Raw genomic sequence first — 24,235 nt, 5'->3', positions numbered from 1 at the left:
GGAGTCTAACCGGGGCCGAACTCAGAACGGCGTCGCGACGTTGTCGCCGACAGGCTCTCGGCTCGGAGCCCCGGCGCTCTCGTCGCCCGGCAGGGCCCAGGAGGACTCGGAGTCATCCGGCGCGCCCTCGACGACCGCGGCGACATGGTCGCGCACGAAACTGGTCGTACCCCAGCGCAGGTCGTGGCCGATCGCATCGGCTTCGATCTCCGGTGACACGCCCTTTCGCGTGCCATTGTCCCATTCCCGCAGGCGCAGCCGTCCGTGGACGATGACGCGGTCACCCTTCTGCAGCGACCCGTGGGCATGATCTCCCAGCGCGCGGAACGCCGACACCGTGTACCAGTTCGTGTCGCCGTCGATCCACGCCTGCCGCTGTCGGTCGTAGCGCCGATCGGTTGCCGCCACCCGCAGCGTGGTGACAGTGAGGCCATCGGCGACCGTACGGCGTTCGGGGATGCCGGCCACGTTTCCGATGACGGTGATGTGCTCAGACATGAGGTGCTCCTTCCCGGTGCGGAGACCGTCCCCGCACCGGTCGCGACGCCCGGGTGCCCGCCGGACGTCGCGACCGGGACCAGCCTCATACGGGGACGGGCGCGGCATCCGCCTGACCCCGAGGCCAGGGGGAACCGCGCCCGTTGTGTGCGCTGGGGAGGAAGCCGCGTTCAGGCCTCGACGTACTCCGCGAAGCGCGCGCGTACCTTGTTCACCTTCGGAACGGCGACCGCCAGGCAGTAGCCCTGCGTCGGGTTCTTCGCGAAGAAGTCCTGGTGGTAGTCCTCCGCGGGGTAGAACTCCCCGAGCGGCTCGATCGTCGTGACGATCCCGCCGTCCCACCACTCCGACGCCCGATCACGAGCCGCTTCGAACAGCTCGCGCTGCGCGTCGTCGGCGGGGAACATCGCGCTGCGATACTGCGTGCCGATGTCGTTGCCCTGCCGATTGAGCTGACGAGGGTCGTGCATCGTGAAGAACGCATCCAGGATCACGTCGGCGGGCACCACATCGGGTTCGAACGTGACGGCCACAGCCTCGGCGTGTCCCGTGGCTCCCGTGCACACCTGCTCATACGTCGGATGGGGCCGCCGCCCGCCGGTGTAACCGGAGACGACCGAGCTCACGCCCCGCAGCGAGCGATATGCCGCGTCGAGGCACCAGAAGCAACCGCCGGCCAACACGAATGTCTGCATCATCTCTCCACTCTCTCGCACCCGAGGGTGCCATCGCATACAACAGCACCCTCGTCTCCCCTGTTCCCGGCGCCGATGTCCGTGGTCGAAGCTATGTTCGAACCACGGAGGCATCATGACGACGACACCACGACAGGATGACGGCATCGCGCGCGCCGCGGCAGACCTCTGGCGCGTGCTGCGTGCCGACGGCACGATTGCGGGGCACGTGCGCCGCGTGCGTGACGGGCACGACGACCTCTGGGTGACCCTGCGCTATCGGGCCGGCGCTGGGTTCGTCGAGATGGGCCGCTTCCGCGACCGTGCCGTGGCAATGGATGTCGCTCGTGCCGGTTGAGAGGTCAGATCACCGCATCGAGTCGGTCCATGCCCATCACCGGCGACATCGCGCGTACGTCGCGCCAGCACTGCGCCAGCACTCCCACCGCGCGCTCGAGCACGTCGGCGGTGGCGGTGAACGGCACGCGCAGATATGTGTCGTGTCCACCGTCCACCGAGAATCGCGGGCCGGGCGAGAGAAGCATCCCGCGCGCACGGGCCGCCAGCACCACGTTGCCGCTCAGCGGTGCACCGAGGTCGATCCAGAGCGCCACTCCGCCCTTCACATCGGGTACCGACCACTCCGGCAGCAGAGACCCGACGCCGTCGACGACCGTGTCGCGACCCGCACGCAGCACGTGGGCCCGCTGGGCGACCACCTCGTCGTACCGATCCATCACCCGGGCGGCGATCGCCTGGTCGAGGTCGGGGGTGCCGAGCTCGGCGGCGAATCGCGCGGCGATGAGTCGGCGGATGAGCGAGGTCTCCGCGCGGATCCAACCGATGCGCAACCCTCCCCAGACGGTCTTGCCGAGCGACCCGACGCGAACGATGTCGAGGCCGGGAACGTCGAGACCGAACAGCGGTGCACGGTCGAAGGGCTCCACAGAGAGGTCTGCAGTCGTGTCGTCCACGACCACGGTGGTGCCCGCGCGCACCGCCGCGCGAGCGATCTCGTCGCGCTCGACGATCGTCATCGATCGGCCGGTCGGGTTCTGGAAGTCGGGCATCAGGTATGCGGCCACGGGCACGGTGCGGGCGAAGGCCTGTCCAGCTCTGTCGAGGTCCCATCCGCCGCCCGTCGACACCGGGATGCCGACGAGCCGACCGCCTGCACGGCGGAACGCCTCCGCCGCATGCGGATAGGTCGGCGTCTCGAACACGACACGGTCGCCGCGCGTGACCAGAACGGTCGCGAGGAGCGCGATCGCGCTCTGCGCGCCCGTCGTCACGATGATCTGCTCGGCCACCGTCGGCAGGCCGCGGGCGCTGTAGTTCGCGGCGATCGCGGCACGCAGATCCGCTCGCCCCACCACGTCGTAGCCGGGCCGCGCCACCAGTGATGCGGCGTCGGTCGCGGCTTCTGCGATCACCCCGGGCAGTCCCGGCCACGCCGGCGGACTCGCCTGCTGCAGATCGAGGGCGAAATCGTCTGGCGCGATGGTGCGACGCATTCCCTCGCCGCCGCCGAGCGGCTCCGTCACGCTGCCCGATCCCCGTTGGCTGCGGATGTGGCCCGAGTCGCGCAGACTCCGGTAGGCCGCCGCGACCGTGGTGCGGCTCAGAGCGAGCGCCGCTGCGAGTTCGCGCTCTGCGGGCAACTGGGTGCGAGAGGCGAGACGACCGTCGAGGCAGAGCAGCCGGACGGCATCGGCGAGAGCCTCGTACGCGGGTTCGCTGGTGCGCCAGACACCGAGAGCGGCTACGAGGCCACGAGCCGAAATTCGCGAGTCCATGCGGCCACGTTACTCATATTGGACTGGTGCACAAAGTCCACCTGTGCGCTGAGATGGAGGAATGACCCGCCGCATCCTCGCCCTCATCGTCGGATTGGCCCTCTACGGCGCGGGAGATGCTTTCGCGATCCGCGCCGGTCTGGGAGTCGATCCGTGGACAGCCTTCGCGCAGGGCCTCTCCCTGCACACGGGCATCGGTGTCGGCTGGATCACGAACATCGTGGGTCTGCTCGTGCTGCTGCTCTGGATCCCGCTGCGGCAGCGGCCCGGCATGGGCACGGTCGCGAACATCCTCCTGCTCGGCACCGTCATGCAGGCCACGCTCGCGATCGTGCCTCCGGTCGAGGGCATCGTGGTGCAGTTCGCGCTGCTCATCGGTGGAACGCTGCTGGTCGCGCTCGCGACGGGCATCTACATCGGCGCGGGATTCGGGCCCGGGCCGCGAGACGGCCTGATGACAGGAATGAACACGCGGCTCGGGTGGCCGATCTGGGTGTGCCGCGCGATCGTCGAGCTCACCGTGCTCGCGATCGGCTGGCTGCTCGGCGGCACGGTCGGCATCGGCACCGTCATCTTCGCCCTCGCGATCGGGCCGCTCGTGCACCTGAGCATGGCGCGCTTCGCGCGAGTGCGCCACGACGGCGGCGCCGAGGCATCCACTGCGCAGTCACCCATCGAGGAGGACTCGACAGCGCAGACGTGCCCCCGACAGGACTCGAACCTGCAACCGTCGGATTAGAAGGCCGATGCTCTATCCATTGAGCTACGGGGGCAGATCAAGACTACGGGAGCACTCGCCCCGCCACCCTGTCGCCGGGGCGAGCGTCGCCACCCCGCACTAGGATCGGTGCCATGGCAGGAACGGAAGGCGACCGGCTCGTCTGGATCGATTGCGAGATGACGGGGCTCGATCTGGAGGTCGATCAGCTCGTCGAGATCGCTGTGATCGTGACCGACTTCGAGCTCACCCCGCTCGACGAGGGCTTCCAGGTCGTGATCAAGCCCGACGCATCCGCTCTGGCGCACATGAACGATTTCGTCACCGGGATGCACCGCACCTCGGGTCTGCTCGACGAGATCCCCGAGGGGATCACCGTCGCCGAGGCCGAGTTCCAGGCGCTCGAGTACATCCAGCGCTTCGTGCCGCAGGAGGGGAAGGCCCCGCTCGCCGGCAACACGATCGGCACCGATCGCATGTTCCTGGCTCGCTACATGCCCCGCCTCGACCGATGGCTGCACTACCGCAATGTCGACGTGTCGAGCATCAAGGAACTCTCCCGCCGCTGGTATCCCCGCGCCTACTTCAACGCTCCGTCGAAGGACGGCGGCCACCGCGCTCTCGCCGACATCCGCGAGTCGATCCGCGAACTGGCGTACTACCGCTCGGCGGTGTTCGTGCCGGCGCCCGGCCCCTCCTCCGACGATGCGCGCGCTGCCGCGCAGGCGGCGGTGTCGTCGTTCGCGTCCGGGGTGTGAGAGAATCTTGAGGTTGTCCCGAGATCTCGGGGCCATGGTGGCTATAGCTCAGTCGGTAGAGCACCTGGTTGTGGTCCAGGGGGTCGCGGGTTCAAGTCCCGTTAGCCACCCCACGTTCTCCCGCGACGGGAGCTGATCGATGATCGACCTCGATGTCGACGCGTTCGAGGCGCTCGTGACCGATGAGCTCGACCGACTTCCCGACGAGATGATCGACGGTCTCGACAACGTGGTGTTCGTCGTGGAGGACCGCGCCGCCGACGGCTCGCTCGACCTGCTCGGCCTTTATGACGGGTGGGCGCTGACCGAACGCGACCGCTACGGCATGGGTGAGCTTCCCGACCGCATCATCGTCTACCGCGAAGCGCATCTCGCCGTCTGCGACTCCGTCGACGAGCTCCGCGACGAGGTGCACACGACCCTCGTGCACGAGATCGCCCATTTCTACGGCATCGACGACGAGCGCCTGCACGAGCTGGGGTGGGCATGACGGGCACGGCGACCGAACTCGACCGCGACCTTGACATCGCCGGCGCGACCCGTAGCGAACGCCCCTGGCAGACGGTCGTATGGAACGACCCCGTCAACCTGATGAGCTACGTCGTGCACGTCTTCCGCACCTACTTCGGCTATCCCCCGCCGGTTGCCGAACGGCTCATGCTCGCCGTGCACCACGAGGGTCAGGCGATCGTGTCTGAAGGGCCACGAGAACTGATGGAACTGCACGCGCAAGCCATGCATGACTACGGCCTGTGGGCCACGATCCGGAAGAGCCCCGAATGACGACTCCTCGCCTGATCGTGCTTCAGCTGACCCGCATCGAAGCAGCCCACCTGCAGACGCTGGTGACGCAGTTCGCCGAGCTGGTCGAGGTGCGCGATGACGATGACCCCGCTGTGGCCCGGCTCACCCCGGACGCCTATCCCGACGACGCCCGCGCGGCGAGCGACTTCCGCGACGCGACGCAGGACGAGTTGCTGCGTCGTCGCTCCACCGACGCGGCCGTCGTCACCGATGCGCTCGACGAGCTCGGGCTCGAGGAGGCGATGGATGAGCCGGTCGAGCGTCAGATCGAGGAGGAGCTGATCACTCTCGATCCCGATCAGGCCGCGGCGTGGCTGCGCACCCTGGCGGCGATCCGCCTCGTGCTCGCGACACGACTCGGGGTCACGGACGAGGACTCACACGACGACCGGGATCCTCGATTCGGCATCTACGACTGGGTCGGATTCCGACTCGACGGACTCGTGAAGGCTCTCGACGAGATCTGACCCACGTCCCTAGACGACAGTGAACCTGTGGGTCGCCCACCGGCTCGGGTCGTCACGTCGCACGTGATCCTCATCCTGGGCCGCCCAGGTGTCCCAGTGCGGTGCGTACGCCTCGCCGTCACGAGCGAGGGCGCGTTCGCGGCGAACCTCAAGGGGCGCGTCGAGCCACACCCGCACGGCGGCCGTTGGCGCGGAGCGAGGGGTGAGCACGCCGCATCCTTCGATGATCACCGAGGTGTCCGACGCCACCTCATGCCACTCGGCAGCCCGCGCCGTCTGCCAGTCCCACCGCTGCCAGCGGCCGATCCCTCCCGTCGCGCGAGGCTCGAGAAGTTGGGATGCCACGGCCTCCGCACCGGCGCGCAGCCCCTCCCAGCCCGGGTAGATGTCGTCGAGCGCGACCACGGCGGCACCGCCGGCATGAGGCCACGCCGCGGCCAGCAGACGCGCGAGAGTCGACTTCCCGGCGCCGCTGCGGCCGTCGATCAACACCGTCAGAGGCAGGTCGGCGCGGGCGATCGCCGCCCCGAGCACCTCGGAGATCTGCGCGAGCGTGAGGGCTGCGACGCTACTTCTTGAGGGCGCGGATGACACGGCTCAGTGCGCGCCCGGACACGAACACGAGCGGGATCGCGACCGCGAGCAGCGACACCAGGTTCGGCTCGAAGCGCAGATCATCGCCACGACGGACGTACGCGCCGACGGGCACGCTGTATCCGCCGCCACCGCCGCCGCCGTTCCCCTCGGTGTCGGAGCCACCGCCGAACCCGGCCCAGGCGATCGCGACCGGGATGACGGTGACGCCGTCGAGGTCGTGAGGCTCTCCATAGGAGGCCTTCACGCCGAAGTTGGCGACCTGCTTGCCGAGATCGAGCACGAAGTTGGGCATATGCCCACGCTACCCGCCCAGGCGGGGCCGCGACACCCGGCCGTCATTCGGAGGCACGCGGCTTCGACGGCAACGAGCGTCCGCCTCGCACGTCGCCCAGCAGCGCGGCGCGCGTCACCGCGCCCCGCCCGAACTTGCCGGCGAGGCCGTCGAGTGCGCGTTCGACGTTGCGCCACTCCTCGTCGTCGTCCCACAGCAGTCCGGCGTCTGCGGCCGGGCGCAGCCGTTCCCCGCGCACGCCGACCAGCCGCACCGGCAGCGGGCGCTCCAGCGCACCGAACATGTCGAGCGCGGCCGCTCCGATGCGCTGCCCCACGGCCGTAGGGTCCGCGAGGGTCTGGCTGCGTGACAGCGTGCGGAAGTCGGCGAACCGCACCTTGATCGCCACCGTCGCGGCCTCGACACCGTGCGCACGCAGCCTCGCACCCACCCTGTCGGCGAGCCGACGGAACTCGGCGCGGAGCACGGCATCGTCGTCGATGTCGGTGTCGAACGTCTCCTCGTGCCCGATGCTCTTCTCGGTGCGCGTCGTCTGCACCTCGCGGGCATCGATCCCTCGCACGAGCTGCCACACCCGCTCCCCCATCGCCGCACCCAGCGCGCGCGTCAGGGTGTCGGCGGGCGCCTCGAGCACGTCGGCGACGGTGCGGAGTCCGCGCTGCTCCAGCGCCTCCGCGGCCTTGGGCCCGACGCCCCACAGGGCGCGCACCGGCCGTGGCGCGAGGAACCGCGCGGTATCGGCCTCCGCGACGATCAGCAGCCCGTCGGGCTTGCTGAGCGTCGACGCCATCTTCGCGACGTGCTTGGTGGCGGCGGCGCCGACACTGCAGGTGAGCCCGGTCTCATCCTTCACCCGCCGTCGCACCAGGCGCGCGATCGTTCCGGGCGAACCGAGCAGTCGCTGCGCGCCGCGGACGTCGAGGAAAGCCTCGTCGATCGACAGCGGCTCGACGAGCGGGGTCACCGAGCGGAACACCTCCATCACCCTCGCTGACAGCTCGAGATGGCGCGGGAAGTCGGGCGCGACGACCAGCGCCGCCGGGCACAGACGCAGCGCCTGACCGACCGGCATCGCCGACCGCACCCCGAACCGCCGCGCCTCATAGGACGCGCTCGAGACGACTCCGCGCCCCTCGGGTGCACCGATGATGATCGGCTTGCCGGCGAGGGTCGGATCATCGAGCACCGCGACCGACGCGTAGAACGCATCCATGTCGACGTGCAGGATGCCCGCACCGGTGTCGTCGGCATCGGGCGGCGACACGATTCGCCCCGACCCGTCACCTCGACCCATGCCCCGATTCTCGTCGGTGCCGCCGACATCCGACGGCACCGACGAGATGATCAGAGCGCGCCGGCGCGCTCCAGGATGAGTTCGCGCACGCGAGCCGCGTCGGCCTGGCCCTTCATGGCCTTCATCACGGCGCCGATGACGGCACCCGCGGCCTGCACCTTGCCGTCGCGGATCTTCTCCAGCACGTCGGGTTGGGCGACGAGCGCCTCGTCGATCGCCGCGATGAGGGCACCGTCGTCGCTCACGACTGCGAGCCCGCGCGCATCGACGACCTGCTGCGGCGTCCCCTCGCCGGCGATGACTCCCTCGAGCACCTGACGCGCGAGCTTGTCGGTGAGCGTGCCGGCGTCGACGAGCGCCTGCAGCGCGGCGACATCGGCCGGGGTGACCAGCTCGGATGCCTCACGCTCACCGGCGTTCGCGATGCGGGCGATCTCTCCCGTCCACCACTTCTTGGCCGCCGCGGGGGTCGTCCCGGACGCGACTGTCAGCTCGACCTGCTCGAGCAGGCCGCTGTTGCGGACATCCTGGAACTCCAGCTCGGTGAAGCCCCAGTCGGAGCGCAGCCGGCGACGCCGGGCGATCGGGGGCTCGGGCAGGTCGGCGCGCAGCTCGTCGATCAGCTCGATCGGCGGGGCGACAGGCAGCAGGTCGGGCTCGGGGAAGTAGCGGTAGTCGTCGGCATCCGACTTCGGTCGACCCGCCGACGTCGTGCCGGTGTCCTCGTGCCAATGGCGCGTCTCCTGCACGATCGTGCCGCCCCCGGCGAGGATGGCCGCTTGGCGCTGGATCTCGTAGCGCACGGCACGTTCGACGGAACGCGTCGAGTTCACGTTCTTCGTCTCCGTGCGGGTGCCGAGCTTCTCCTGACCGCGCGGGCGCAGCGACACGTTCGCGTCACACCGCAGGTTGCCACGCTCCATCCGCCCTTCCGAGACGCCGAGCGCCACGACGATGTCGCGGATCGCCTGCACGTACGCCTTCGCGATCTCGGGCGCACGATGCTCGGCGCCGAAGATGGGCTTCGTGACGATCTCGACCAGCGGCACGCCGGCACGGTTGTAGTCGACCAGCGAGTAGTCCGCCCCCTGGATGCGACCGGTCGCCCCGCCCACGTGCGTGAGCTTGCCGGCGTCCTCCTCCATGTGGGCCCGCTCGATGGGAACGGTCACGAGGCTGCCGTCGGTGAGCTCCACCTCGACCGAGCCCTCGAACGCGATCGGCTCGTCGTACTGCGAGATCTGATAGTTCTTGCCGAGGTCGGGGTAGAAGTAGTTCTTCCGCGCGAATCGGCTCGACGGCGCGATCGAACAGCCGAGCGCGAGGCCCAGGCGGATCGACGACCTCACGGCCTGCGCGTTCACGACCGGCAGCGAGCCGGGGAGCCCGAGGTCGACCGGGGCGATAAGCGTGTTCGGCGCCGCGTCGTGGTTGTCGGGGTGCGCCGGGTTGGGCGCCGCCGAGAACATCTTCGTCGCCGTGTTCAGCTCGACGTGCACCTCGAAGCCGAGCACCGGCTCGAACAGCTCGAGTGCCTTGTCGAAGTCCATGAGCGCGTCCTTGGCCATCAGCGCACACCTCCCAGGGTCGGGGCGCGGTCGAGGAGCGGTCCGCCCCACTCCGCTTCGAGCAGAGCCTCGAGGGCCGCACCGACGCGGTACAGACGAGCGTCCTTACGGGCCGGGGCGAGGAACTGGATGCCGACCGGGAGCCCGTCGTCGTCGGCGAGACCCGAGGGGATCGAGATGCCGGGCACGCCCGCGAGGTTCGCGGGGATGGTCGTCACATCGTTCAGGTACATCTGCAGCGGGTCGTCGATGCGCTCGCCGAGCCGGAACGCCGTCGTCGGCGCTGTCGGCGTGGCGATGACGTCGACGTTCGCGAAGGCCGCGGCGAAATCCTGCTGGATGAGCGTGCGCACCTTCTGAGCCGACCCGTAATAGGCGTCGTAATAGCCCGCCGACAAGGCGTAGGTGCCCAGGATGATGCGGCGCTTGACCTCGTCCCCGAAGCCCGCCTCGCGGGTGGCCGCCATGACGTCCTCGACGGTGCCGCCGGACACCGGGACCCGCAGGCCGAAGCGCACGGAGTCGAACTTTGCGAGGTTGCTGGAGGCCTCCGCGGGGAGGATCAGGTAATAGGCGGCGACACCGTACTCGAAGTGCGGCGCGCTGATCTCGACGATCTCGGCCCCCTGGGACTCGAGCTTCGCGAGCGCGCCGTGGAACGAGCGGGCGACACCCGGCTGGAAGCCGGAGTCGGGCAGCTCGCGGATCACGCCGACCTTCAGGCCCTTCAGCACGTCGCCGCGAGCACCCTCGCGCGCCGCGGCGGCGAAAGAGGGCCAGGCGTCGGTGAGCGAGGTCGAGTCGTTCGCGTCGTGCCCGCCGATCACGTCGTGCAGGAGACCCGCGTCGAGCACGGTGCGGGTGACGGGGCCGATCTGGTCGAGGCTCGACGCGAGCGCGATCGCCCCGTACCGACTCACTGCGCCGTACGTCGGCTTCACGCCGACGGTGCCGGTCACGTGCGCGGGCTGGCGGATGGAACCGCCCGTGTCGGAGCCGAGGGCGAGCGGCGCCTCGAAGGCCGCGACCGCGGCCGCCGATCCGCCGCCGGACCCGCCCGGGATCCGGTCGAGGTCCCACGGGTTGTGCGTGGGACCGTAGGCCGAGTGCTCGGTCGACGAGCCCATCGCGAACTCGTCCATGTTGGTCTTGCCGAGCGGGATCAACCCCGCTGCCCGGGCACGCGCGACGACGGTGGCGTCGTACGGCGACAGGTAGCCTTCGAGGATCTTGGAGCCGCTCGTCGAGGGCATGTCGGTCGTGACCAGCACGTCCTTCACCGCGAGCGGAACGCCCGCGAGCGCGTGCAGTTGCTCGCCGGCGGCGCGACGACGGTCGATGTCGGCGGCCGCGTCGAGAGCGGTGTCGCTCACGTGCAGGAACGCGTGCACGTCACCGTCGACCGCGGCGATGCGGTCGAGGTGAGCCTGCGTCGCCTCCACACTCGAGACCTCTCCCGCAGCCAGCCGATCGGCCAGCGCGGCGGCGGACAGACGAAGGATGTCGTCGCTCACTGCTCCTCCCCCAGGATCGCCGTCACGCGGAAACGGTCGCCCGCGGCATCCGGCGCGTTCTGCAGCGCCTGCGCGGTGGTCAGCACCTCGCCGACCGTGTCGGGGCGGAAGACGTTCTCCAGCGGGATCGGGTGGCTCGTCGCCACCACATCGGGCGTCGCCACCTGCGACACCTTCGCGATGTTGTCGACGATCGCGTCGAGCTGACCGGTGAGTCGGGTCACCTCGTCGTCGTCGAGCCGGATCCGGGCCAGTTCGCCGAGGTGGCGCACGAGTTCGGGAGTGATTTCAGACACCCGACGAGTCTAGTTGGGCGGCTGGACCGGCCCGCGTTCCGGGCCGTCTCGCGCGTAGGCTGACCGCGTGACGACCTTCGAGCCGCCCCGCCCCTGGACCGCCAGCTACGCCGACGGCGTGCCAGAAGACCTCGCGACGGTCACCGGCTGCCTGACCGACATCGTCGAGGCATCCGCCCGGGACTACCCCGATGCTGTCGCCCTCGAGTTCTTCCGCCGCGAGACCACCTATCGGGCGCTCCACGAGCGGATCTCCCGCGCTGCCGCGGGACTCGCGGCGCTCGGTGTGCGTGCCGGCGACCGGGTCGCGATCGTGCTGCCCAACTGCCCGCAGCACATCGTCGCGTTCTACGCGATCCTGCGCCTGGGCGCGATCGCCGTCGAGCACAACCCGCTCTACACACCGCGCGAGCTGCGCAAGCAGTTCGAGGACCACGGCGCCCGCGTCGCGATCGTCTGGAACAAGATCGTCGCCGACGTGCAGGCGTTCCCCGCCGACCTTCGGGTGCCGGCGATCGTGTCCGTCGACGTCGTGCAGGCGATGCCGTGGCACACCCGCCTCGCCCTGCGCCTACCGATCGCGAAGGCGCGGGAGTCGCGGGCGGCGCTGTTCGCACCCGTGCGCGGCACCACGCCGTGGGAGACCGTCGTCGCCGCCGCGCCGCTGCCCGACTCGCACCCGCGCCCGGCGACCGACGACGTCGCGATCCTGCAGTACACGAGCGGCACCACCGGAACCCCGAAGGGTGCGGTGCTCACCCACCGCAACCTGCTCACGAACGCCGCGCAGGCACGCGCCTGGGTGCCCTCGATCGTGCGCGGAGACGGATGCATCGTCTACGCCGTGCTGCCGATGTTCCACGCCTACGGGCTGACGCTCTGCCTCACGTTCGCGATGTCGATGGGGGCGCGGCTCGTGCTGTTCCCGCGCTTCGACCCCGACATGGTGCTCGCGGCGACCACCCGGCATCCGGCCACGTTCCTCCCGCTCGTGCCGCCCATCGCCGAGCGACTGCTCGCGCGGTCGCGCGAGACCGGCATCTCGATCGCCGGCACGAAGATCGCGATCTCGGGTGCCATGGCGCTGCCGCACGAACTCGTCGTGCCGTTCGAGGCGGCGTCCGGGGGCTACCTCGTGGAAGGGTACGGACTGAGCGAGTGCTCCCCCGTGCTCATGGCCAACCCGGTCGCCGAGAACCGCCGACCGGGCACCGTGGGTCTCCCGCTCCCCGGCACCGAGTGCCGCGTGGTCGATCCCGACGAGCCGACGCGCGACGTGCCCGCGGGCAGCCCCGGTGAGCTCGTCGTGCGCGGGCCGCAGGTATTCTCGGGCTACTACGGCAAGCCCGAGGCCAGCGCCGAAGTGTTCGTCGACGGCTGGTTCCGCACGGGCGACATCGTCACGATCGACGACGCCGGATTCGTGCGGATCGTCGATCGCATCAAGGAGCTCATCATCACGGGCGGGTTCAACGTTGCACCGACCGAGGTCGAGAACGCGCTGCGCCAACATCCTGATGTGCTCGATGCCGCGGTCGTCGGCCTCCCCGACGGCCACTCCGGCGAGGCGGTCGTGGCGGCGATCGTGCCGCGCGACGGTGCGGACGTCGACGTCGAGGAGATCCGGGCGTTCGCGCGCGGCGTGCTCACGCCCTACAAGGTGCCCAAGCGCGTCGTGGTCGTCGACGGCTTGCCGACATCGCTCATCGGCAAGGTGCTGCGACGCCAGGTCAAGGAGAAGCTGCTCGCCGACGACGCGCACTGACCCAGGTCGCGGCGACGGTCAGGACGCGTCGTCGCGGAGCGCGCCCGGTCCTTCGGTGACGAGCAGATGGAACTGAGCCGCGTCGATGATGCGCACGCCGAGCTCCTCGGCCTTCGCGAGCTTCGATCCCGCGCCCGGTCCGGCGGCGACGAAGTCGGTCTTCTTCGAGACGCTCGACGCCGCCTTCCCGCCGGCCCGGAGGATGGCCTCCTGCGCACCTTCACGGGTGTAGCCCTCGAGCGTGCCGGTCGCGACGACGGTGAGTCCGTCGAGCACGCCGCCGTTGACGACCGCGGCCCCCGGGCCCGGATGCCCCGGCGTCGCGAACTGCGCGCCGGCCGCCGCCCACCGGTGCACGATGTCGGCGTGCCAGTCGACGGCGAACCAATCGATCACGGCCTCGGCGATGATGCCGCCCACGCCGTCGACCGCCGCCAGCTCCTCCTGGGTCGCTGCCCGGATCGCATCCACGGAGCCGAACCACTGGGCGAGAGCCCGGGCGGCGACCGGGCCCACGTGCCGGATGTTCAATGCGACGAGGAACCGCCACAGCTCTTTCGTCTTCGCCTTCTCGAGCTCGTCGAGCAGCGTGACAGCCTGAGCGGAAGGATGCAGCACCACGTGGTCCTTGCGCACGCCCGCGGCGCGGCGCTCGGCGGGCGTTGCGTTCTCCCACCCGGGCGGGTAGGTGCGCTCGATTCGCTGGAAGGGAGCGCGGCGCACAAGGTCGCCGGTCGACTCGTCGACCTTCTCCTCGCCCGTCTCGGCATCGCGCACCACCACCTCGATGGGGATGAGCTGTTCGAGGGTGAGATCGAACAGGCCGGCCTCGGTGACGAGCGGCGGTGAGGCGGTGCCGTCGGCTTGCGTGAGGGCGGCTGCCGTCACCTCGCCCAGCGCTTCGACGTCGAGCGCGCCGCGCGAGCCGATGTGTTCGACACGTCCGCGCACCTGCGCCGGGCAGGAGCGGGTGTTCGGGCACCGCAGGTCGATGTCGCCCTCCTTCGCCGGGGCGAGCGGCGTGCCGCAGGCGGGGCACAGCGTCGGCATCACGAACGCGCGCTCGGTGCCGTCGCGCAGCTCGACCACGGGCCCGAGCACCTCGGGGATGACATCACCCGCCTTGCGCAGCACGATGGTGTCGCCGATCAGCACGCCCTTGGCCTTCACGACGTCCTGGTTGTGCAGCGTCGCCTGGCGCACCACCGACCCGGAGACCCGCGCGGGCGCCATGACGGCGAACGGGGTCGCGCGGCCGGTGCGGCCCACCGACACGACGATGTCGAGCAGCTTCGTGTTCACCTGCTCCGGCGGGTACTTGTAGGCGATCGCCCATCGCGGCGCCCGACTTGTCGCGCCCAGCTCGTCGTGCAGCGCCAGCTCGTCGACCTTGACCACGACACCGTCGATCTCATGCTCGACGTCGTGGCGGTGCTCACCGTAGTAGGCGACGAACTCGCGCACGCCCGCGGCATCCGTCGCGGTGCGGAAGGACGTGCTGGTCGGCAGGCCCCACTGCGCGAGCAGTCCGTAGACCTCGCTCTGCGAGGCGACCGGCGGGTCGGGCCACGCGCCGATGCCGTGCACGAGCAGCCGCAGCGAGTCGAGACGCGCCTGCCCGGCTTCGAGCTCGAGGCCGTCCTTCTTGTCGAGCTGCTGACGGAGCCCTCCGCTCGCCGCGTTGCGCGGATTCGCGAACGACGGGAACCGGCGGTCGGCGCTGGCCTGCGCGCGCGCCTCGTCGACGCCCCGCGCGCGGGCATCGGCGGTCACGCGCTCTCGCATGCGCGACTGACGTTCGTTCAGCCGGTCGAATGCCGCGACCGGGATGTACACCTCGCCGCGCACTTCGACGATGTCGGGATGCCCCGTTCCGGCGAGGCGCTGCGGGATGCCCGCGACGCGCACGGCGTTGACGGTGACGTCCTCGCCGACGCGACCGTCACCGCGGGTCGCCGCGGAGGTCAGCACGCCCCGTTCGTAGCGCAGGTTGATGGCGAGCCCGTCGATCTTCAGCTCGCACAGCCACCGCACGGGTCGGCCCGCGGCCCCCGCGGTCTTCGCGCACCACTCGGTGAGCTCCTCGGGGCTGAAGACGTTGTCGAGGCTCAGCATGCGTTCGGCGTGGGTCACCGGCGCGAACATCGAACTCTGCGCGGCGCCGACCGACAGCGTCGGCGAGTCCTGGCTCTGCAGCTCGGGGTAGGCCCGCTCGATCGCCTCGAGCCGCCGCATCCAGCCGTCGTAGGTCGCGTCGTCGACCAGCTCGGCGTCGTCGCCGTAGTACGCGTCACGCGCCCCGAGGATGCGGGTCGTGAGATCGGATGCCTCGGCCCGCGCCTCGTCGAGGGTCACCCGCGGGAGTTCGTCGTCAGCCACGCACCAAGTCTAGGGAGGGCCACCCCCACGGCGAGCGGATCACCCGGTGGACGGAACCCTCACGCGACGACCGGCACCGCCGACACGGTGCGGTCGATCGTGAACTGCCCGAGCACGCGCGTGCCGATGTAGAGCACGGCGGTCTGCCCGGGTGCGACGCCGTCGAACGGGGTGTCGGGACGCACCGTCACCGCGTCCTCCGTGATCGTCGCGTCGGCGGGCACCGGGTCCGCGTGCGCACGGATCTGCACCTCGACCCGCAGGTCGCCTGTCGCGGGCGCCGTCCCCGCCCACGAGCGCCGGGCGCCGGCGATCTCGGTCGTCGCGAGGGCCTCCTTCGGGCCCACGACGACGGTGTTCGAGACCGGACGCACCTCGAGGACGAACCGCGGCTTCCCGTCGTCCGCGGGCACGCCGAGCTTGAGACCTCGGCGCTGCCCGACCGTGAACGCATGCGCGCCCTCGTGCCGGCCCACGACGGCACCGGTGCGGTCGATGACGTCGCCTTCCTCGGCGCCCACCCGGTCGGCCAGCCAGCCGCGCGTGTCGCCGTCGGGGATGAAGCAGATGTCGTGACTGTCGGGCTTCGCGGCCACCGTGAACCCGCGCTGCTCGGCCTCCGCGCGCACGACGGCCTTCGAGGGGGTCGCGCCCAGCGGGAACAGGCAGTGGGCGAGCTGCTCGGCGGTGAGCACTCCCAGTACGTACGACTGGTCCTTCGCGGCATCCGATGCCCGGTGCAGCTCACGACCGGACGGAGTGTCGAGAAGCGTGGCGTAGTGGCCCGTGCACACCGCGTCGAAGCCGAGCTCGATGCCGCGTTCGAGCAGGGCGGCGAACTTGATCTTCTCGTTGCAGCGCATGCAGGGGTTGGGGGTGCGGCCCGCGCGGTACTCGGCGACGAAGTCCTCGATCACGTCGTCGCGGAAGCGCTCGGAGAAGTCCCACACGTAGAACGGGATGCCGAGGCGATCGGCGACGCGGCGGGCGTCCATCGCATCCTCGATCGTGCAGCAGCCCCGGCTGCCGGCGCGCAGCGTGCCGCCGGCGCGTGAGAGCGCGAGATGCACGCCGACGACATCGTGTCCGGCGTCGACGGCACGCGCCGCCGCCACCGCGGAGTCCACGCCCCCGCTCATCGCCGCCAACACCCGCATGCCCCCAGTCTACGAGCGGGCTCCGGCGTCGGGGCGGGCCTGCTCAGGCGACGGATGCCGCGGCCCGGGCCCGTGCGAGGGCGTCCGGGAGCGCCGCGACGAAGGCGGCGACATCGGCCGCGCTCGAGGTGCGACCGAGGGTGACGCGCAGTACGGCGCGGGCGTCGTCATCCGAGCGACCGAGCGCGAGGACCACGTGCGACGGCTCGGCCACTCCGGCCTGGCAGGCCGAGCCGGTCGACACCGAGACCCCCGCGACATCCAGCAGGAACAGCAGCGTCTCCCCGCGAACGCCCGGGAACAGCAGATGCACGTTGCCGGGCACCCGGTCGTCGGGGTCACCGAGCAGCACCGCGTCGGGGGCGATCGCGGCGACCGCGGCCCGCAGCTCGCGGGCCAGTGTCCGCAGGCGCGCCGCCTCGGTGTGGAGCTCGGCGACGGCGAGCTCGGCCGCCACAGCGAACGCCGCGGCACCCGCGACATCCTGCGTTCCGGCACGCAGCCCGCGCTGCTGCCCGCCACCGTGCAGTTGCGCCTCGAGACGCGCGCTGCGTGCGACGACGAGTGCGCCGACGCCGACGGGTCCGCCGACCTTGTGCGCCGACACGCTGAGGGCGACGAGCCCCGTTCCGGGCGTGGCATCGGACCGCCAGGCCCGGTACGCAACCGGAACGTGCCCGAAGGCGGCGACGGCGTCGAGATGCAGCGGCACCCCGGCAGCTCCGGCGACTGCGGCGAGCCGGGACGCATCGTTGACCGTGCCGATCTCGTTGTTGGCGACGAGCGCCGTCGCCATGGCGACGTCGTCACCGAGCGCCGCGCCGAACGCATCCGGATCGATGCGCCCCACCGCATCGATCGCCACGGGACGCTCCACGGCGCCGGGCAGCGCCCGCACGGCGTCGATCGTCGCGTGGTGCTCGCCATCGGGCAGAACGACGACCCCGCGAGCGACGGCCCGCGCCTCCCAGAGGCCCGCCACCGCGAGGTTCACGGCCTCGGTGCCGCCGGAGGTGAACACCACCTCGATGGGCTCCGCGTCGAGCGCGGCCGCGACCCGCTCGCGCGACTCCTCGAGCAGCCGGCGGGCGGCCTGACCGTCACCGTGGATCGACGACGCGTTCCCCACCATCTCCTGCGCGTCGAGCCACGCCGCGCGCGCCTCCGGGCGCAAGGGGCTGGATGCCGCGTGGTCGAGGTAGACACTCACCTGTCCACTGTCCCATGCCCGGCGCGATGCCCGGCGACTGCCGCCACGCTCGCGCGTAACGCCGTCGACTCACATACTCGTTACCCTCGAGACCATGCCCGGCACGACCCCGACGTCCGAGACGTCGCTCCTGCATTCGACCGCGTTCGACGACCTCGGCGTCACCCTCCACGCCGGCGGCGGCACACTCCGCGTGTGGTCGGGCAACGCGATCGGACTCGAGCTGGTCGTCTTCGACGACACCGATCTCGACTGGATCACCGCCGAGCTTCCGATGAGCCCCTCAGGCCACGGCGTCTGGGAGGTGACCTCCGAGCTGCTGCACCCCGGCGCGCGCTACGCCGTGCGCGCCGTCGGCCCACAGCAGAACGGCAGCATGTTCAACTCGCGCACACTGCTGCTCGACCCCTACGCGAAGGGCATCACCGCGGGCGGCTTCAACGACTGGCGCTCGGTCGTGGTGGATGGCACGTTCGACTGGGGCGGTGTGGCGAAGCCGCGGGTGCCGCTCGACCGGACGGTGCTCTACGAGGGTCACGTGAAAGGCCTCACGAAGCGGCATCCGGATGTCCCTCCCGCCCTTCACGGCACGTACGCGGGACTCGCCCACCCGGCGATGATCGAGCATTTCCACGCGCTCGGGATCACCACGATCGAGCTGCTGCCCATCCACGCGTTCCAATCGGAGCCGCGACTTCTGCAGCTGGGGCTCGCCAACTACTGGGGCTACAACACCGTCAACTTCTTCACCCCGCACCCGCGGTACGCGACGGACGCCGCGCGCCGCGCCGGCTCCACCGCGGTGCTCGCCGAGGTCAAGGGCATGGTGAAGCTGCTCCACGAGGCCGGCCTCGAGGTCGTGCTCGACGTGGTCTACAACCACACCGCGGAAGAGGGCATCGGCGGTCCCCGCTCGAGCCTGCGCGGCCTCGACAACCGCAACTACTACCGCCAGACCGACGACGGCGTGTACGTCGACGTCACCGGGTGCGGCAACTCGTTGAACACGTCGACGGATGCCGCGGCCCGCCTGGTGCTCGACTCCCTCCGGTACTGGGCCGACGAGGTGCAGATCGACGGCTTCCGCTTCGACCTCGCGACGACCCTCGGACGCGACGCCGCCCACACGTACACCCCCGAGCACCCGCTGCTGCGCGCGATCGCCGACGACCCGCTGCTGCAGGACGCCAAGCTCATCGCCGAGCCCTGGGATGTCGGCCTGGGCGGCTGGCAGACCGGCAACTTCGGCGCCGGTTGGCACGAGTGGAACGACCGCTACCGCGACCGCGTGCGCAACTTCTGGCTGAGCGACGTCGACTACGCCCGGCGCGCCTCGACCGCTCCGGTCGGCATCGGCGGGTTCGCGACGCGCCTGGCCGGATCGTCCAACACCTTCTCTGAGGACCGCGGCCCGCTGGCATCCATCAACTTCGTCACCGCGCACGACGGGTTCACCCTTCGCGATCTCGTCTCGTACGACGTGAAGCACAACCTCGGCAACGGCGAGCAGAACCGCGACGGTGCCGACACGAACCGGTCGTTCAACCACGGCGCCGAAGGTCCGACCGACGACGAGCGCATCCTCGCCACCCGGCGCAAAGCGATGCGCAACCTGCTCGGCACACTGCTGTTGTCGGCCGGCATCCCGATGCTCACCGCGGGCGACGAGTACGCCCGCACCCAGCGGGGCAACAACAACGCCTACTGCCACGACTCCGAGCTCACCTGGCTCGACTGGGAGCCGGCGTCCTGGCAGAAGCAGCTGTTCGCCCACGTGCAGCGCCTCATCCGCCTGCGCCGCGAGAACCCGGCGCTGCGCCCCATCCGATTCGCACGGCTCGGGGAGCACACGCCGTCGGCGTCGGTCATGGAGTGGTACGACGAGCACGGCGAGACGATGTCGGAGGAGCGGTGGACGAACCCCGCCCACCGCACCCTGCAGTACGTGGCGGCATCCACCCCCGAGTTCGAGGCGTTCAACCGCATTCTGCTGATCGTGCACGGAACCGAGCGTCCGGTCGAGGTCACTCTGCCCGAGGTGGACGGGGTCACCCGCTACGTCTCGCTGTGGCGCAGCGACGAGGACGTTCCGCAGCTGCTCGAACAGGTGCACGCCCCCGGCGACGCCGTCGAGGTCTCCCCCACCTCGATGCACCTCTTCCGTGCCGAATGACCCGGCGCCGATGAGCGCGGCGGGGTAGGTTCGAGCCGTGGCACAGAAGACACCGGCTCCGACGTCCTCCGCCTGGCTGAGCGCCTCCGCGCTTCCTCTCCGGCCCGCCTCCGCGTGGGCGGCCCCGGACGGAACGGTGAGCGGTCGCATCCCCCTCGCAAGCCCGCGTCCCGTCGCACCCGACGTGCGCTACACCCCCACCGCGTTCGCGGGCGAGGCGGTGCCGTTCAGCGTCACCGCGTTCCGCGAGGGCCACGACCTCATCGGCGTGCACGTGCGCCTACTCAGCCCGAGCGGCGACGAATCGCTGCACGCCCTCGCGCCCGTCGACGGCGTTCCCGACCGGTGGAGCGCACTCGTCGCCCTGCGTGAAGAGGGCACCTGGCGGTTCCGGTTCGAGGCGTTCGGCGACGACATCGCGACCTGGCACCATGCGGCATCCGTCAAGATCGCCGCCGGCGTCGACATCGAGCTCATGCGCGAGTCGGGAGCGCTCCTGCTCCTGCGCGGCGCCGCGGAGAAGGACCGGCCGACCGCCGAGCGCGCGCAGCTGCGCGCCCAGGCGGAACGACTGCGTGACAGCACCGTCGACACCGTCGCCGCGCTCGCGATCGTCGACGACCCGGCCCTCGCCGCCGCGTTCTCACGCCGTCCGCTGACCTCGCTCGTCACCCTCGGCGATGACCTCGCCCTCCTCGTCGAGCGCGAGCGCGCCGGTGTCGGTGCCTGGTACGAGTTCTTCCCGCGGTCCGAGGGCGCGCGCCGCCAGCGCAACGGCGTCGTGAAGAGCGGCACCTTCCGCACCGCGACCAAGCGCCTGCCTGGAGTCGCCGGGATGGGCTTCGACGTGCTGTACCTGCCGCCGATCCATCCGATCGGTGTCCGCAACCGCAAGGGCCCGAACAACACCCTCACCGCCGGCCCCGGTGATCCCGGATCGCCCTGGGCCGTCGGCGGCACCGAGGGCGGACACGACGCCGTGCATCCCGACCTCGGCACGCTCGCGGATTTCCGTGCGTTCGTGCGCGCAGCCCGCGCAGAGGGCCTCGAGGTCGCGCTCGACCTCGCCCTGCAGGCCTCGCCCGATCACCCCTGGGTCACGGCGCATCCGGAGTGGTTCACGACCCTCCCCGACGGCACGATCGCGTACGCCGAGAACCCGCCGAAGAAGTACCAGGACATCTACCCCCTGAACTTCGACAACGACCCCGAGGGCATCCGCACCGAAGTGCTGCGTATCGTGCGGCACTGGATCGCCCAGGGCGTGCGCATCTTCCGGGTCGACAACCCCCACACCAAGCCCCTGCAGTTCTGGGAGTGGCTCATCGCCGAGGTCACGCGCACCGACCCCGACGTCGTCTTCCTCGCAGAGGCGTTCACCCGGCCCGCCCCGATGCGCGCCCTCGCGATGGGCGGATTCCAGCAGAGCTACAGCTACTTCACCTGGCGCAACACCAAGGCCGAGCTGGAGGAGTTCCTGCAGACCGCGGCGGACGAGACATCCGACTTTCTGCGCCCCAACCTGTTCGTCAACACGCCCGACATCCTCACCGAGTACCTGCAGTTCGGCGGACGGGCCGCGTATGCCGTACGCGCCGTGATCGCCGCCACCGCGGCCCCCAGCTACGGCGTGTACGCCGGCTTCGAGCTGTTCGAGAACGTCGCCCGTCCGGGCGCCGAGGAGAACATCGACAACGAGAAGTATGAGTACAAGTTCCGCGACTGGGATGCCGCAGAGGCCCGCGGAGACTCGCTCGCACCGTTCCTGCGACGCCTGAACGAGATCCGTCGCGCTCATCCCGCCCTGCGGCAGCTGCGCAATCTGCAGGTGCAGTGGAGCGACGACGACGCCGTGCTCGTCTATGTGAAGCACCTGCCCGCGGCCCTCAACCCGGCCGGCGTCGACGACACCGTCATCGTCGTCGTGAACGTGGATCCCCACTCGGTGCGGGAGACGACGGTGCACCTCGACTCCCGCACGTTCGGCGTCCCCGCCGGCACTCCGTTCGAGGTCGAGGATCTCGTCACGGGCGCCGTGTGGACCTGGGGCGAGCACAACTACGTGCGCCTCGACGCGTTCACCCAGCCCTCCCACATCCTGCACGTGAGGAGCAGCCGATGAGCATCATCGACGACGCCGCACTCGACGCCGTGGCGCACGGCGCCCATCACGAACCCCACGCGATCCTCGGCATCCATCCGTATCGGGATGCCGCCGGCTCCGCCCGCGCGACGGTGCGCGCCCGACGTCCCCTCGCCGACAGCGTCACGGCGGTGTTCGTCGATGGCGACCGCGTGCCGCTCGTGCACGTGCGCTCGGGGATCTGGGAGGGCGAGCGGGTCGGTCCGCCTCTCGCCTACGAGCTCGAGACGGCCTACGCGAACGGTCCGTCGTTCACCGCGGACGACCCCTATCGCCACGCACCGACCATCGGCGAGCTCGACCTGCACTTGATCGCCGAGGGGCGCCACGAGCAGCTGTGGCGGGTGCTCGGCGCCCACCTGCGCGAGAGCGACGGCACCGCCGGGGCATCCTTCGCCGTCTGGGCTCCCCACGCACGCGCCGTGCGTGTCGTCGGGGCGTTCAATAACTGGGACGGGGCCGGCCACGCACTGCGCTCGATGGGAGCGAGCGGCGTGTGGGAGCTGTTCGTCCCGCACCTCGGCGAGGGCGCCGTCTACAAGTACGAGATCCTCACCGCGCACGGCGAGTGGATCCTCAAGGCCGACCCGCTCGCCCGGCAGGCCGAGGTTCCGCCGGCGACAGCGTCGATCGTGACCAGGTCGCGCTACGGCTGGGGCGACGGCGACTGGCTGCACCACCGCTCCACGCATCAGCCCCTCGATCAGCCCATGTCGATCTACGAGGTGCACCTGGGGTCGTGGCGACAGGGGCTCTCCTACCGCGACGCCGCTGATCCGCTCATCGACTACGTCACCGCTCACGGCTTCACGCATATCGAATTCCTGCCGCTCGCCGAGCACCCCTTCGGCGGTTCGTGGGGGTATCAGGTGTCGGGCTACTACGCCCCGACCAGTCGCTTCGGCTCCCCCGACGATCTTCGCTATCTGATCGACCGACTCCATCGCGCCGGCATCGGCGTGATCATGGACTGGGTACCCGGTCACTTCCCGAAGGACGCCTTCGCCCTCGCCCGTTTCGACGGCGATGCCCTCTATGAGCACCCCGACCCTCGGCGCGGCGAGCACAAGGACTGGGGCACGCTCATCTTCGACTACGGTCGCGCGGAGGTGCGCAACTTCCTCGTGGCGAACGCCCTGTACTGGTTCGACGAGTTCCACGTCGACGGACTGCGTGTCGATGCCGTGGCCTCGATGCTCTATCTCGACTACTCCCGCGAGCCGGGAGAGTGGGAGCCGAACGTGCACGGCGGCCGCGAGAACCTCGAGGCCATCTCGTTCCTCCAGGAGGTCACCGCGACGTCCTACAAGCTGTTCCCCGGCATCTCGCTGACGGCGGAGGAGTCGACGAGCTTCCCGGGTGTCACGGCGCCCACCGACGCCGGCGGGCTGGGCTTCGGCTTCAAGTGGAACATGGGCTGGATGAACGACTCGCTGGTCTACATCTCCCGAGACCCGCTCTACCGTTCGCACCACGAGGGAGAGCTCTCGTTCTCGTTCGTCTACGCGTTCAGCGAGAACTACGTGCTGCCGATCTCACACGACGAGGTCGTGCACGGCAAGGGCAGCCTCATCGGGCGCATGCCGGGCGATCACTGGCAGAAGCTCGCGAACGTGCGCGCCTACCTCGCCTACATGTGGGCCCACCCGGGCAAGCAGCTGCTGTTCATGGGGCAGGAGTTCGGCCAGTTCGCCGAGTGGTCCGAGAGCCGCAGTCTCGACTGGTGGCTTCTCGAGCAGCCCACGCACCGTCAGCTCGCGGATTTCGTCGCGGTGCTCAACGCGACCTACAAGGCCTACGCACCCCTGTGGTCACGGGACGCCGACGGCGCCGCGTTCGCGCGCCTGGGCGGCCCCACGTGGAACCCCACCGTTCAGGCCTTCTCCCGGCGCGACCATCACGGCAACGTGGTGGTGGCGCTCTGCAACTTCGCGGGCGCGCCGGTCTACGACTACGTCATCGACCTGCCGGAACGCGGTCGCTGGCGCGAGGTGCTGAACTCCGACGCGACCGAGTACGGCGGGTCAGGGGTCGGCAACTACGGCGTCGTCGAGACGGATGCCGCGGCCCGTGCGACGCTCGTACTGCCGCCGCTCGGCGTGCTGTGGCTCGCGCACGCGGACGGCGAGTGA

The 24,235-nt window shown here is 70.4% G+C and carries 22 protein-coding genes and 2 tRNA genes; 11 read left to right on the top strand and 13 right to left on the bottom strand.

Going from position 1 to position 24,235, the window contains the following annotated elements:
- Window positions 1-21 precede the first annotated feature (21 nt).
- On the bottom strand, window positions 22-498 hold the full coding sequence (gene ssb, locus BGO15_RS07815; protein WP_056208607.1) for a single-stranded DNA-binding protein: 477 nt from the start codon (window positions 496-498) through the stop codon (window positions 22-24).
- Window positions 499-668: 170 nt separating this feature from the next.
- On the bottom strand, window positions 669-1,193 hold the full coding sequence (gene msrA / locus BGO15_RS07810; RefSeq protein WP_056518624.1) for a peptide-methionine (S)-S-oxide reductase MsrA: 525 nt from the start codon (window positions 1,191-1,193) through the stop codon (window positions 669-671).
- A gap of 115 nt (window positions 1,194-1,308) precedes the next feature.
- Between msrA and BGO15_RS07805 the strand changes: the two genes are divergently transcribed.
- A complete protein-coding gene (locus tag BGO15_RS07805) occupies window positions 1,309-1,530 on the top strand; it encodes a hypothetical protein (protein ID WP_056208599.1) in 222 nt (73 codons plus the stop codon).
- A 4-nt stretch (window positions 1,531-1,534) separates the two neighbouring features.
- Here the strand turns inward: BGO15_RS07805 and yczR are convergent, their stop codons facing one another.
- Complete coding sequence (gene yczR, locus BGO15_RS07800) at window positions 1,535-2,968, bottom strand: MocR-like transcription factor YczR (RefSeq protein ID WP_056518602.1); 1,434 nt, start codon at window positions 2,966-2,968, stop codon at window positions 1,535-1,537.
- Between the two features lie 61 nt (window positions 2,969-3,029).
- Between yczR and yczE the strand changes: the two genes are divergently transcribed.
- Complete coding sequence (gene yczE / locus BGO15_RS14820; RefSeq protein WP_056209200.1) at window positions 3,030-3,707, top strand: membrane protein YczE; 678 nt, start codon at window positions 3,030-3,032, stop codon at window positions 3,705-3,707.
- On the opposite strand, the gene BGO15_RS07790 is transcribed toward yczE, so the two are convergent.
- Window positions 3,669-3,741 (bottom strand) — tRNA-Arg (locus BGO15_RS07790). The genes yczE and BGO15_RS07790 overlap by 39 nt on opposite strands.
- Window positions 3,742-3,820: 79 nt before the next feature.
- On the opposite strand from BGO15_RS07790, the gene orn reads away from it, so the two are divergent.
- The 5 genes from orn to BGO15_RS07765 all read left to right on the top strand — a co-directional run bounded on the left by orn (window position 3,821) and on the right by BGO15_RS07765 (window position 5,715).
- Window positions 3,821-4,444: an oligoribonuclease gene (orn, locus tag BGO15_RS07785; protein ID WP_056208596.1), complete on the top strand. Its 624-nt coding sequence runs from the start codon at window positions 3,821-3,823 to the stop codon at window positions 4,442-4,444.
- A gap of 37 nt (window positions 4,445-4,481) precedes the next feature.
- Window positions 4,482-4,557 (top strand) — tRNA-His (locus tag BGO15_RS07780).
- 26 nt (window positions 4,558-4,583) lie between these two features.
- Complete coding sequence (locus BGO15_RS07775; RefSeq protein ID WP_045248401.1) at window positions 4,584-4,934, top strand: metallopeptidase family protein; 351 nt, start codon at window positions 4,584-4,586, stop codon at window positions 4,932-4,934.
- Complete coding sequence (gene clpS, locus BGO15_RS07770) at window positions 4,931-5,227, top strand: ATP-dependent Clp protease adapter ClpS (protein WP_045248552.1); 297 nt, start codon at window positions 4,931-4,933, stop codon at window positions 5,225-5,227. Before BGO15_RS07775 ends, clpS begins: the two co-directional genes overlap by 4 nt.
- The gene (locus tag BGO15_RS07765) at window positions 5,224-5,715 is read left to right on the top strand and encodes a DUF2017 family protein (protein ID WP_056208593.1); all 492 of its coding nucleotides are present in this window, start codon (window positions 5,224-5,226) and stop codon (window positions 5,713-5,715) included. Before clpS ends, BGO15_RS07765 begins: the two co-directional genes overlap by 4 nt.
- Before the next feature lie 9 nt (window positions 5,716-5,724).
- Here BGO15_RS07765 and BGO15_RS07760 read toward each other — a convergent pair whose 3' ends face one another.
- Genes BGO15_RS07760 through gatC form a run of 6 tightly spaced genes read right to left on the bottom strand, consistent with a single transcriptional unit; the run spans window position 5,725 to window position 11,276 of the window.
- Entirely contained in the window at window positions 5,725-6,309 is a 585-nt protein-coding gene (locus BGO15_RS07760; RefSeq protein WP_235557354.1) for a nucleoside/nucleotide kinase family protein, read from the bottom strand.
- The gene (locus BGO15_RS07755; protein WP_045248403.1) at window positions 6,284-6,604 is read right to left on the bottom strand and encodes a hypothetical protein; all 321 of its coding nucleotides are present in this window, start codon (window positions 6,602-6,604) and stop codon (window positions 6,284-6,286) included. The genes BGO15_RS07760 and BGO15_RS07755 overlap by 26 nt, the downstream gene beginning before the upstream one ends.
- Window positions 6,605-6,647: 43 nt before the next feature.
- Entirely contained in the window at window positions 6,648-7,898 is a 1,251-nt protein-coding gene (gene dinB, locus BGO15_RS07750; RefSeq protein WP_056208590.1) for a DNA polymerase IV, read from the bottom strand.
- Between the two features lie 50 nt (window positions 7,899-7,948).
- Window positions 7,949-9,466, bottom strand: a complete 1,518-nt coding sequence (gene gatB / locus BGO15_RS07745; RefSeq protein WP_056208586.1) for an Asp-tRNA(Asn)/Glu-tRNA(Gln) amidotransferase subunit GatB — start codon at window positions 9,464-9,466, stop codon at window positions 7,949-7,951.
- Window positions 9,466-10,980, bottom strand: coding sequence for an Asp-tRNA(Asn)/Glu-tRNA(Gln) amidotransferase subunit GatA (gatA, locus tag BGO15_RS07740; RefSeq protein WP_056208583.1), 1,515 nt, complete (start codon window positions 10,978-10,980; stop codon window positions 9,466-9,468). Before gatA ends, gatB begins: the two co-directional genes overlap by 1 nt.
- Window positions 10,977-11,276, bottom strand: coding sequence for an Asp-tRNA(Asn)/Glu-tRNA(Gln) amidotransferase subunit GatC (gatC, locus tag BGO15_RS07735; protein WP_045248407.1), 300 nt, complete (start codon window positions 11,274-11,276; stop codon window positions 10,977-10,979). The genes gatA and gatC overlap by 4 nt, the downstream gene beginning before the upstream one ends.
- Window positions 11,277-11,343: 67 nt before the next feature.
- On the opposite strand from gatC, the gene BGO15_RS07730 reads away from it, so the two are divergent.
- Window positions 11,344-13,041: a long-chain-fatty-acid--CoA ligase gene (locus BGO15_RS07730; RefSeq protein WP_056208580.1), complete on the top strand. Its 1,698-nt coding sequence runs from the start codon at window positions 11,344-11,346 to the stop codon at window positions 13,039-13,041.
- Window positions 13,042-13,059: 18 nt separating this feature from the next.
- Here the strand turns inward: BGO15_RS07730 and ligA are convergent, their stop codons facing one another.
- From ligA to BGO15_RS07715, 3 genes are read right to left on the bottom strand one after another with little or no spacing between them, the layout of a single operon-like run.
- Window positions 13,060-15,420, bottom strand: a complete 2,361-nt coding sequence (ligA, locus tag BGO15_RS07725; RefSeq protein WP_056208578.1) for an NAD-dependent DNA ligase LigA — start codon at window positions 15,418-15,420, stop codon at window positions 13,060-13,062.
- A gap of 59 nt (window positions 15,421-15,479) precedes the next feature.
- A complete protein-coding gene (gene mnmA / locus BGO15_RS07720; protein WP_082483171.1) occupies window positions 15,480-16,577 on the bottom strand; it encodes a tRNA 2-thiouridine(34) synthase MnmA in 1,098 nt (365 codons plus the stop codon).
- 43 nt (window positions 16,578-16,620) lie between these two features.
- Window positions 16,621-17,787, bottom strand: coding sequence for a cysteine desulfurase family protein (locus BGO15_RS07715; RefSeq protein WP_056208575.1), 1,167 nt, complete (start codon window positions 17,785-17,787; stop codon window positions 16,621-16,623).
- A gap of 94 nt (window positions 17,788-17,881) precedes the next feature.
- Here BGO15_RS07715 and glgX point away from each other — a divergent pair, with 94 nt between their 5' ends.
- From glgX to glgB, 3 genes are read left to right on the top strand one after another with little or no spacing between them, the layout of a single operon-like run.
- On the top strand, window positions 17,882-19,960 hold the full coding sequence (glgX, locus tag BGO15_RS07710) for a glycogen debranching protein GlgX (protein WP_056208573.1): 2,079 nt from the start codon (window positions 17,882-17,884) through the stop codon (window positions 19,958-19,960).
- A 37-nt stretch (window positions 19,961-19,997) separates the two neighbouring features.
- Window positions 19,998-22,082, top strand: a complete 2,085-nt coding sequence (locus BGO15_RS07705; RefSeq protein ID WP_082486229.1) for an alpha-1,4-glucan--maltose-1-phosphate maltosyltransferase — start codon at window positions 19,998-20,000, stop codon at window positions 22,080-22,082.
- Complete coding sequence (glgB, locus tag BGO15_RS07700; protein ID WP_056209189.1) at window positions 22,079-24,235, top strand: 1,4-alpha-glucan branching protein GlgB; 2,157 nt, start codon at window positions 22,079-22,081, stop codon at window positions 24,233-24,235. The genes BGO15_RS07705 and glgB overlap by 4 nt, the downstream gene beginning before the upstream one ends.

It is taken from the genome of Microbacterium sp. 71-23, assembly GCF_001897265.1.
In the GTDB taxonomy this organism is placed as follows: domain Bacteria; phylum Actinomycetota; class Actinomycetes; order Actinomycetales; family Microbacteriaceae; genus Microbacterium; species Microbacterium ginsengisoli.
This window is presented reverse-complemented; position numbering and strand designations above follow the sequence as displayed.

What these genes read in the sequence shown, in the direction of transcription:
- ssb (WP_056208607.1), bottom strand. Translation starts at nt 498, where the DNA reads ATGTCTGAGCACATCACCGTCATCGGAAACGTGGCCGGCATCCCCGAA.
- msrA (WP_056518624.1), bottom strand. Translation starts at nt 1,193, where the DNA reads ATGCAGACATTCGTGTTGGCCGGCGGTTGCTTCTGGTGCCTCGACGCG.
- BGO15_RS07805 (WP_056208599.1), top strand. Translation starts at nt 1,309, where the DNA reads ATGACGACGACACCACGACAGGATGACGGCATCGCGCGCGCCGCGGCA.
- yczR (WP_056518602.1), bottom strand. Translation starts at nt 2,968, where the DNA reads ATGGACTCGCGAATTTCGGCTCGTGGCCTCGTAGCCGCTCTCGGTGTC.
- yczE (WP_056209200.1), top strand. Translation starts at nt 3,030, where the DNA reads ATGACCCGCCGCATCCTCGCCCTCATCGTCGGATTGGCCCTCTACGGC.
- orn (WP_056208596.1), top strand. Translation starts at nt 3,821, where the DNA reads ATGGCAGGAACGGAAGGCGACCGGCTCGTCTGGATCGATTGCGAGATG.
- BGO15_RS07775 (WP_045248401.1), top strand. Translation starts at nt 4,584, where the DNA reads ATGATCGACCTCGATGTCGACGCGTTCGAGGCGCTCGTGACCGATGAG.
- clpS (WP_045248552.1), top strand. Translation starts at nt 4,931, where the DNA reads ATGACGGGCACGGCGACCGAACTCGACCGCGACCTTGACATCGCCGGC.
- BGO15_RS07765 (WP_056208593.1), top strand. Translation starts at nt 5,224, where the DNA reads ATGACGACTCCTCGCCTGATCGTGCTTCAGCTGACCCGCATCGAAGCA.
- BGO15_RS07755 (WP_045248403.1), bottom strand. Translation starts at nt 6,604, where the DNA reads ATGCCCAACTTCGTGCTCGATCTCGGCAAGCAGGTCGCCAACTTCGGC.
- dinB (WP_056208590.1), bottom strand. Translation starts at nt 7,898, where the DNA reads ATGGGTCGAGGTGACGGGTCGGGGCGAATCGTGTCGCCGCCCGATGCC.
- gatB (WP_056208586.1), bottom strand. Translation starts at nt 9,466, where the DNA reads ATGGCCAAGGACGCGCTCATGGACTTCGACAAGGCACTCGAGCTGTTC.
- mnmA (WP_082483171.1), bottom strand. Translation starts at nt 16,577, where the DNA reads ATGCGGGTGTTGGCGGCGATGAGCGGGGGCGTGGACTCCGCGGTGGCG.
- glgX (WP_056208573.1), top strand. Translation starts at nt 17,882, where the DNA reads ATGCCCGGCACGACCCCGACGTCCGAGACGTCGCTCCTGCATTCGACC.
- glgB (WP_056209189.1), top strand. Translation starts at nt 22,079, where the DNA reads ATGAGCATCATCGACGACGCCGCACTCGACGCCGTGGCGCACGGCGCC.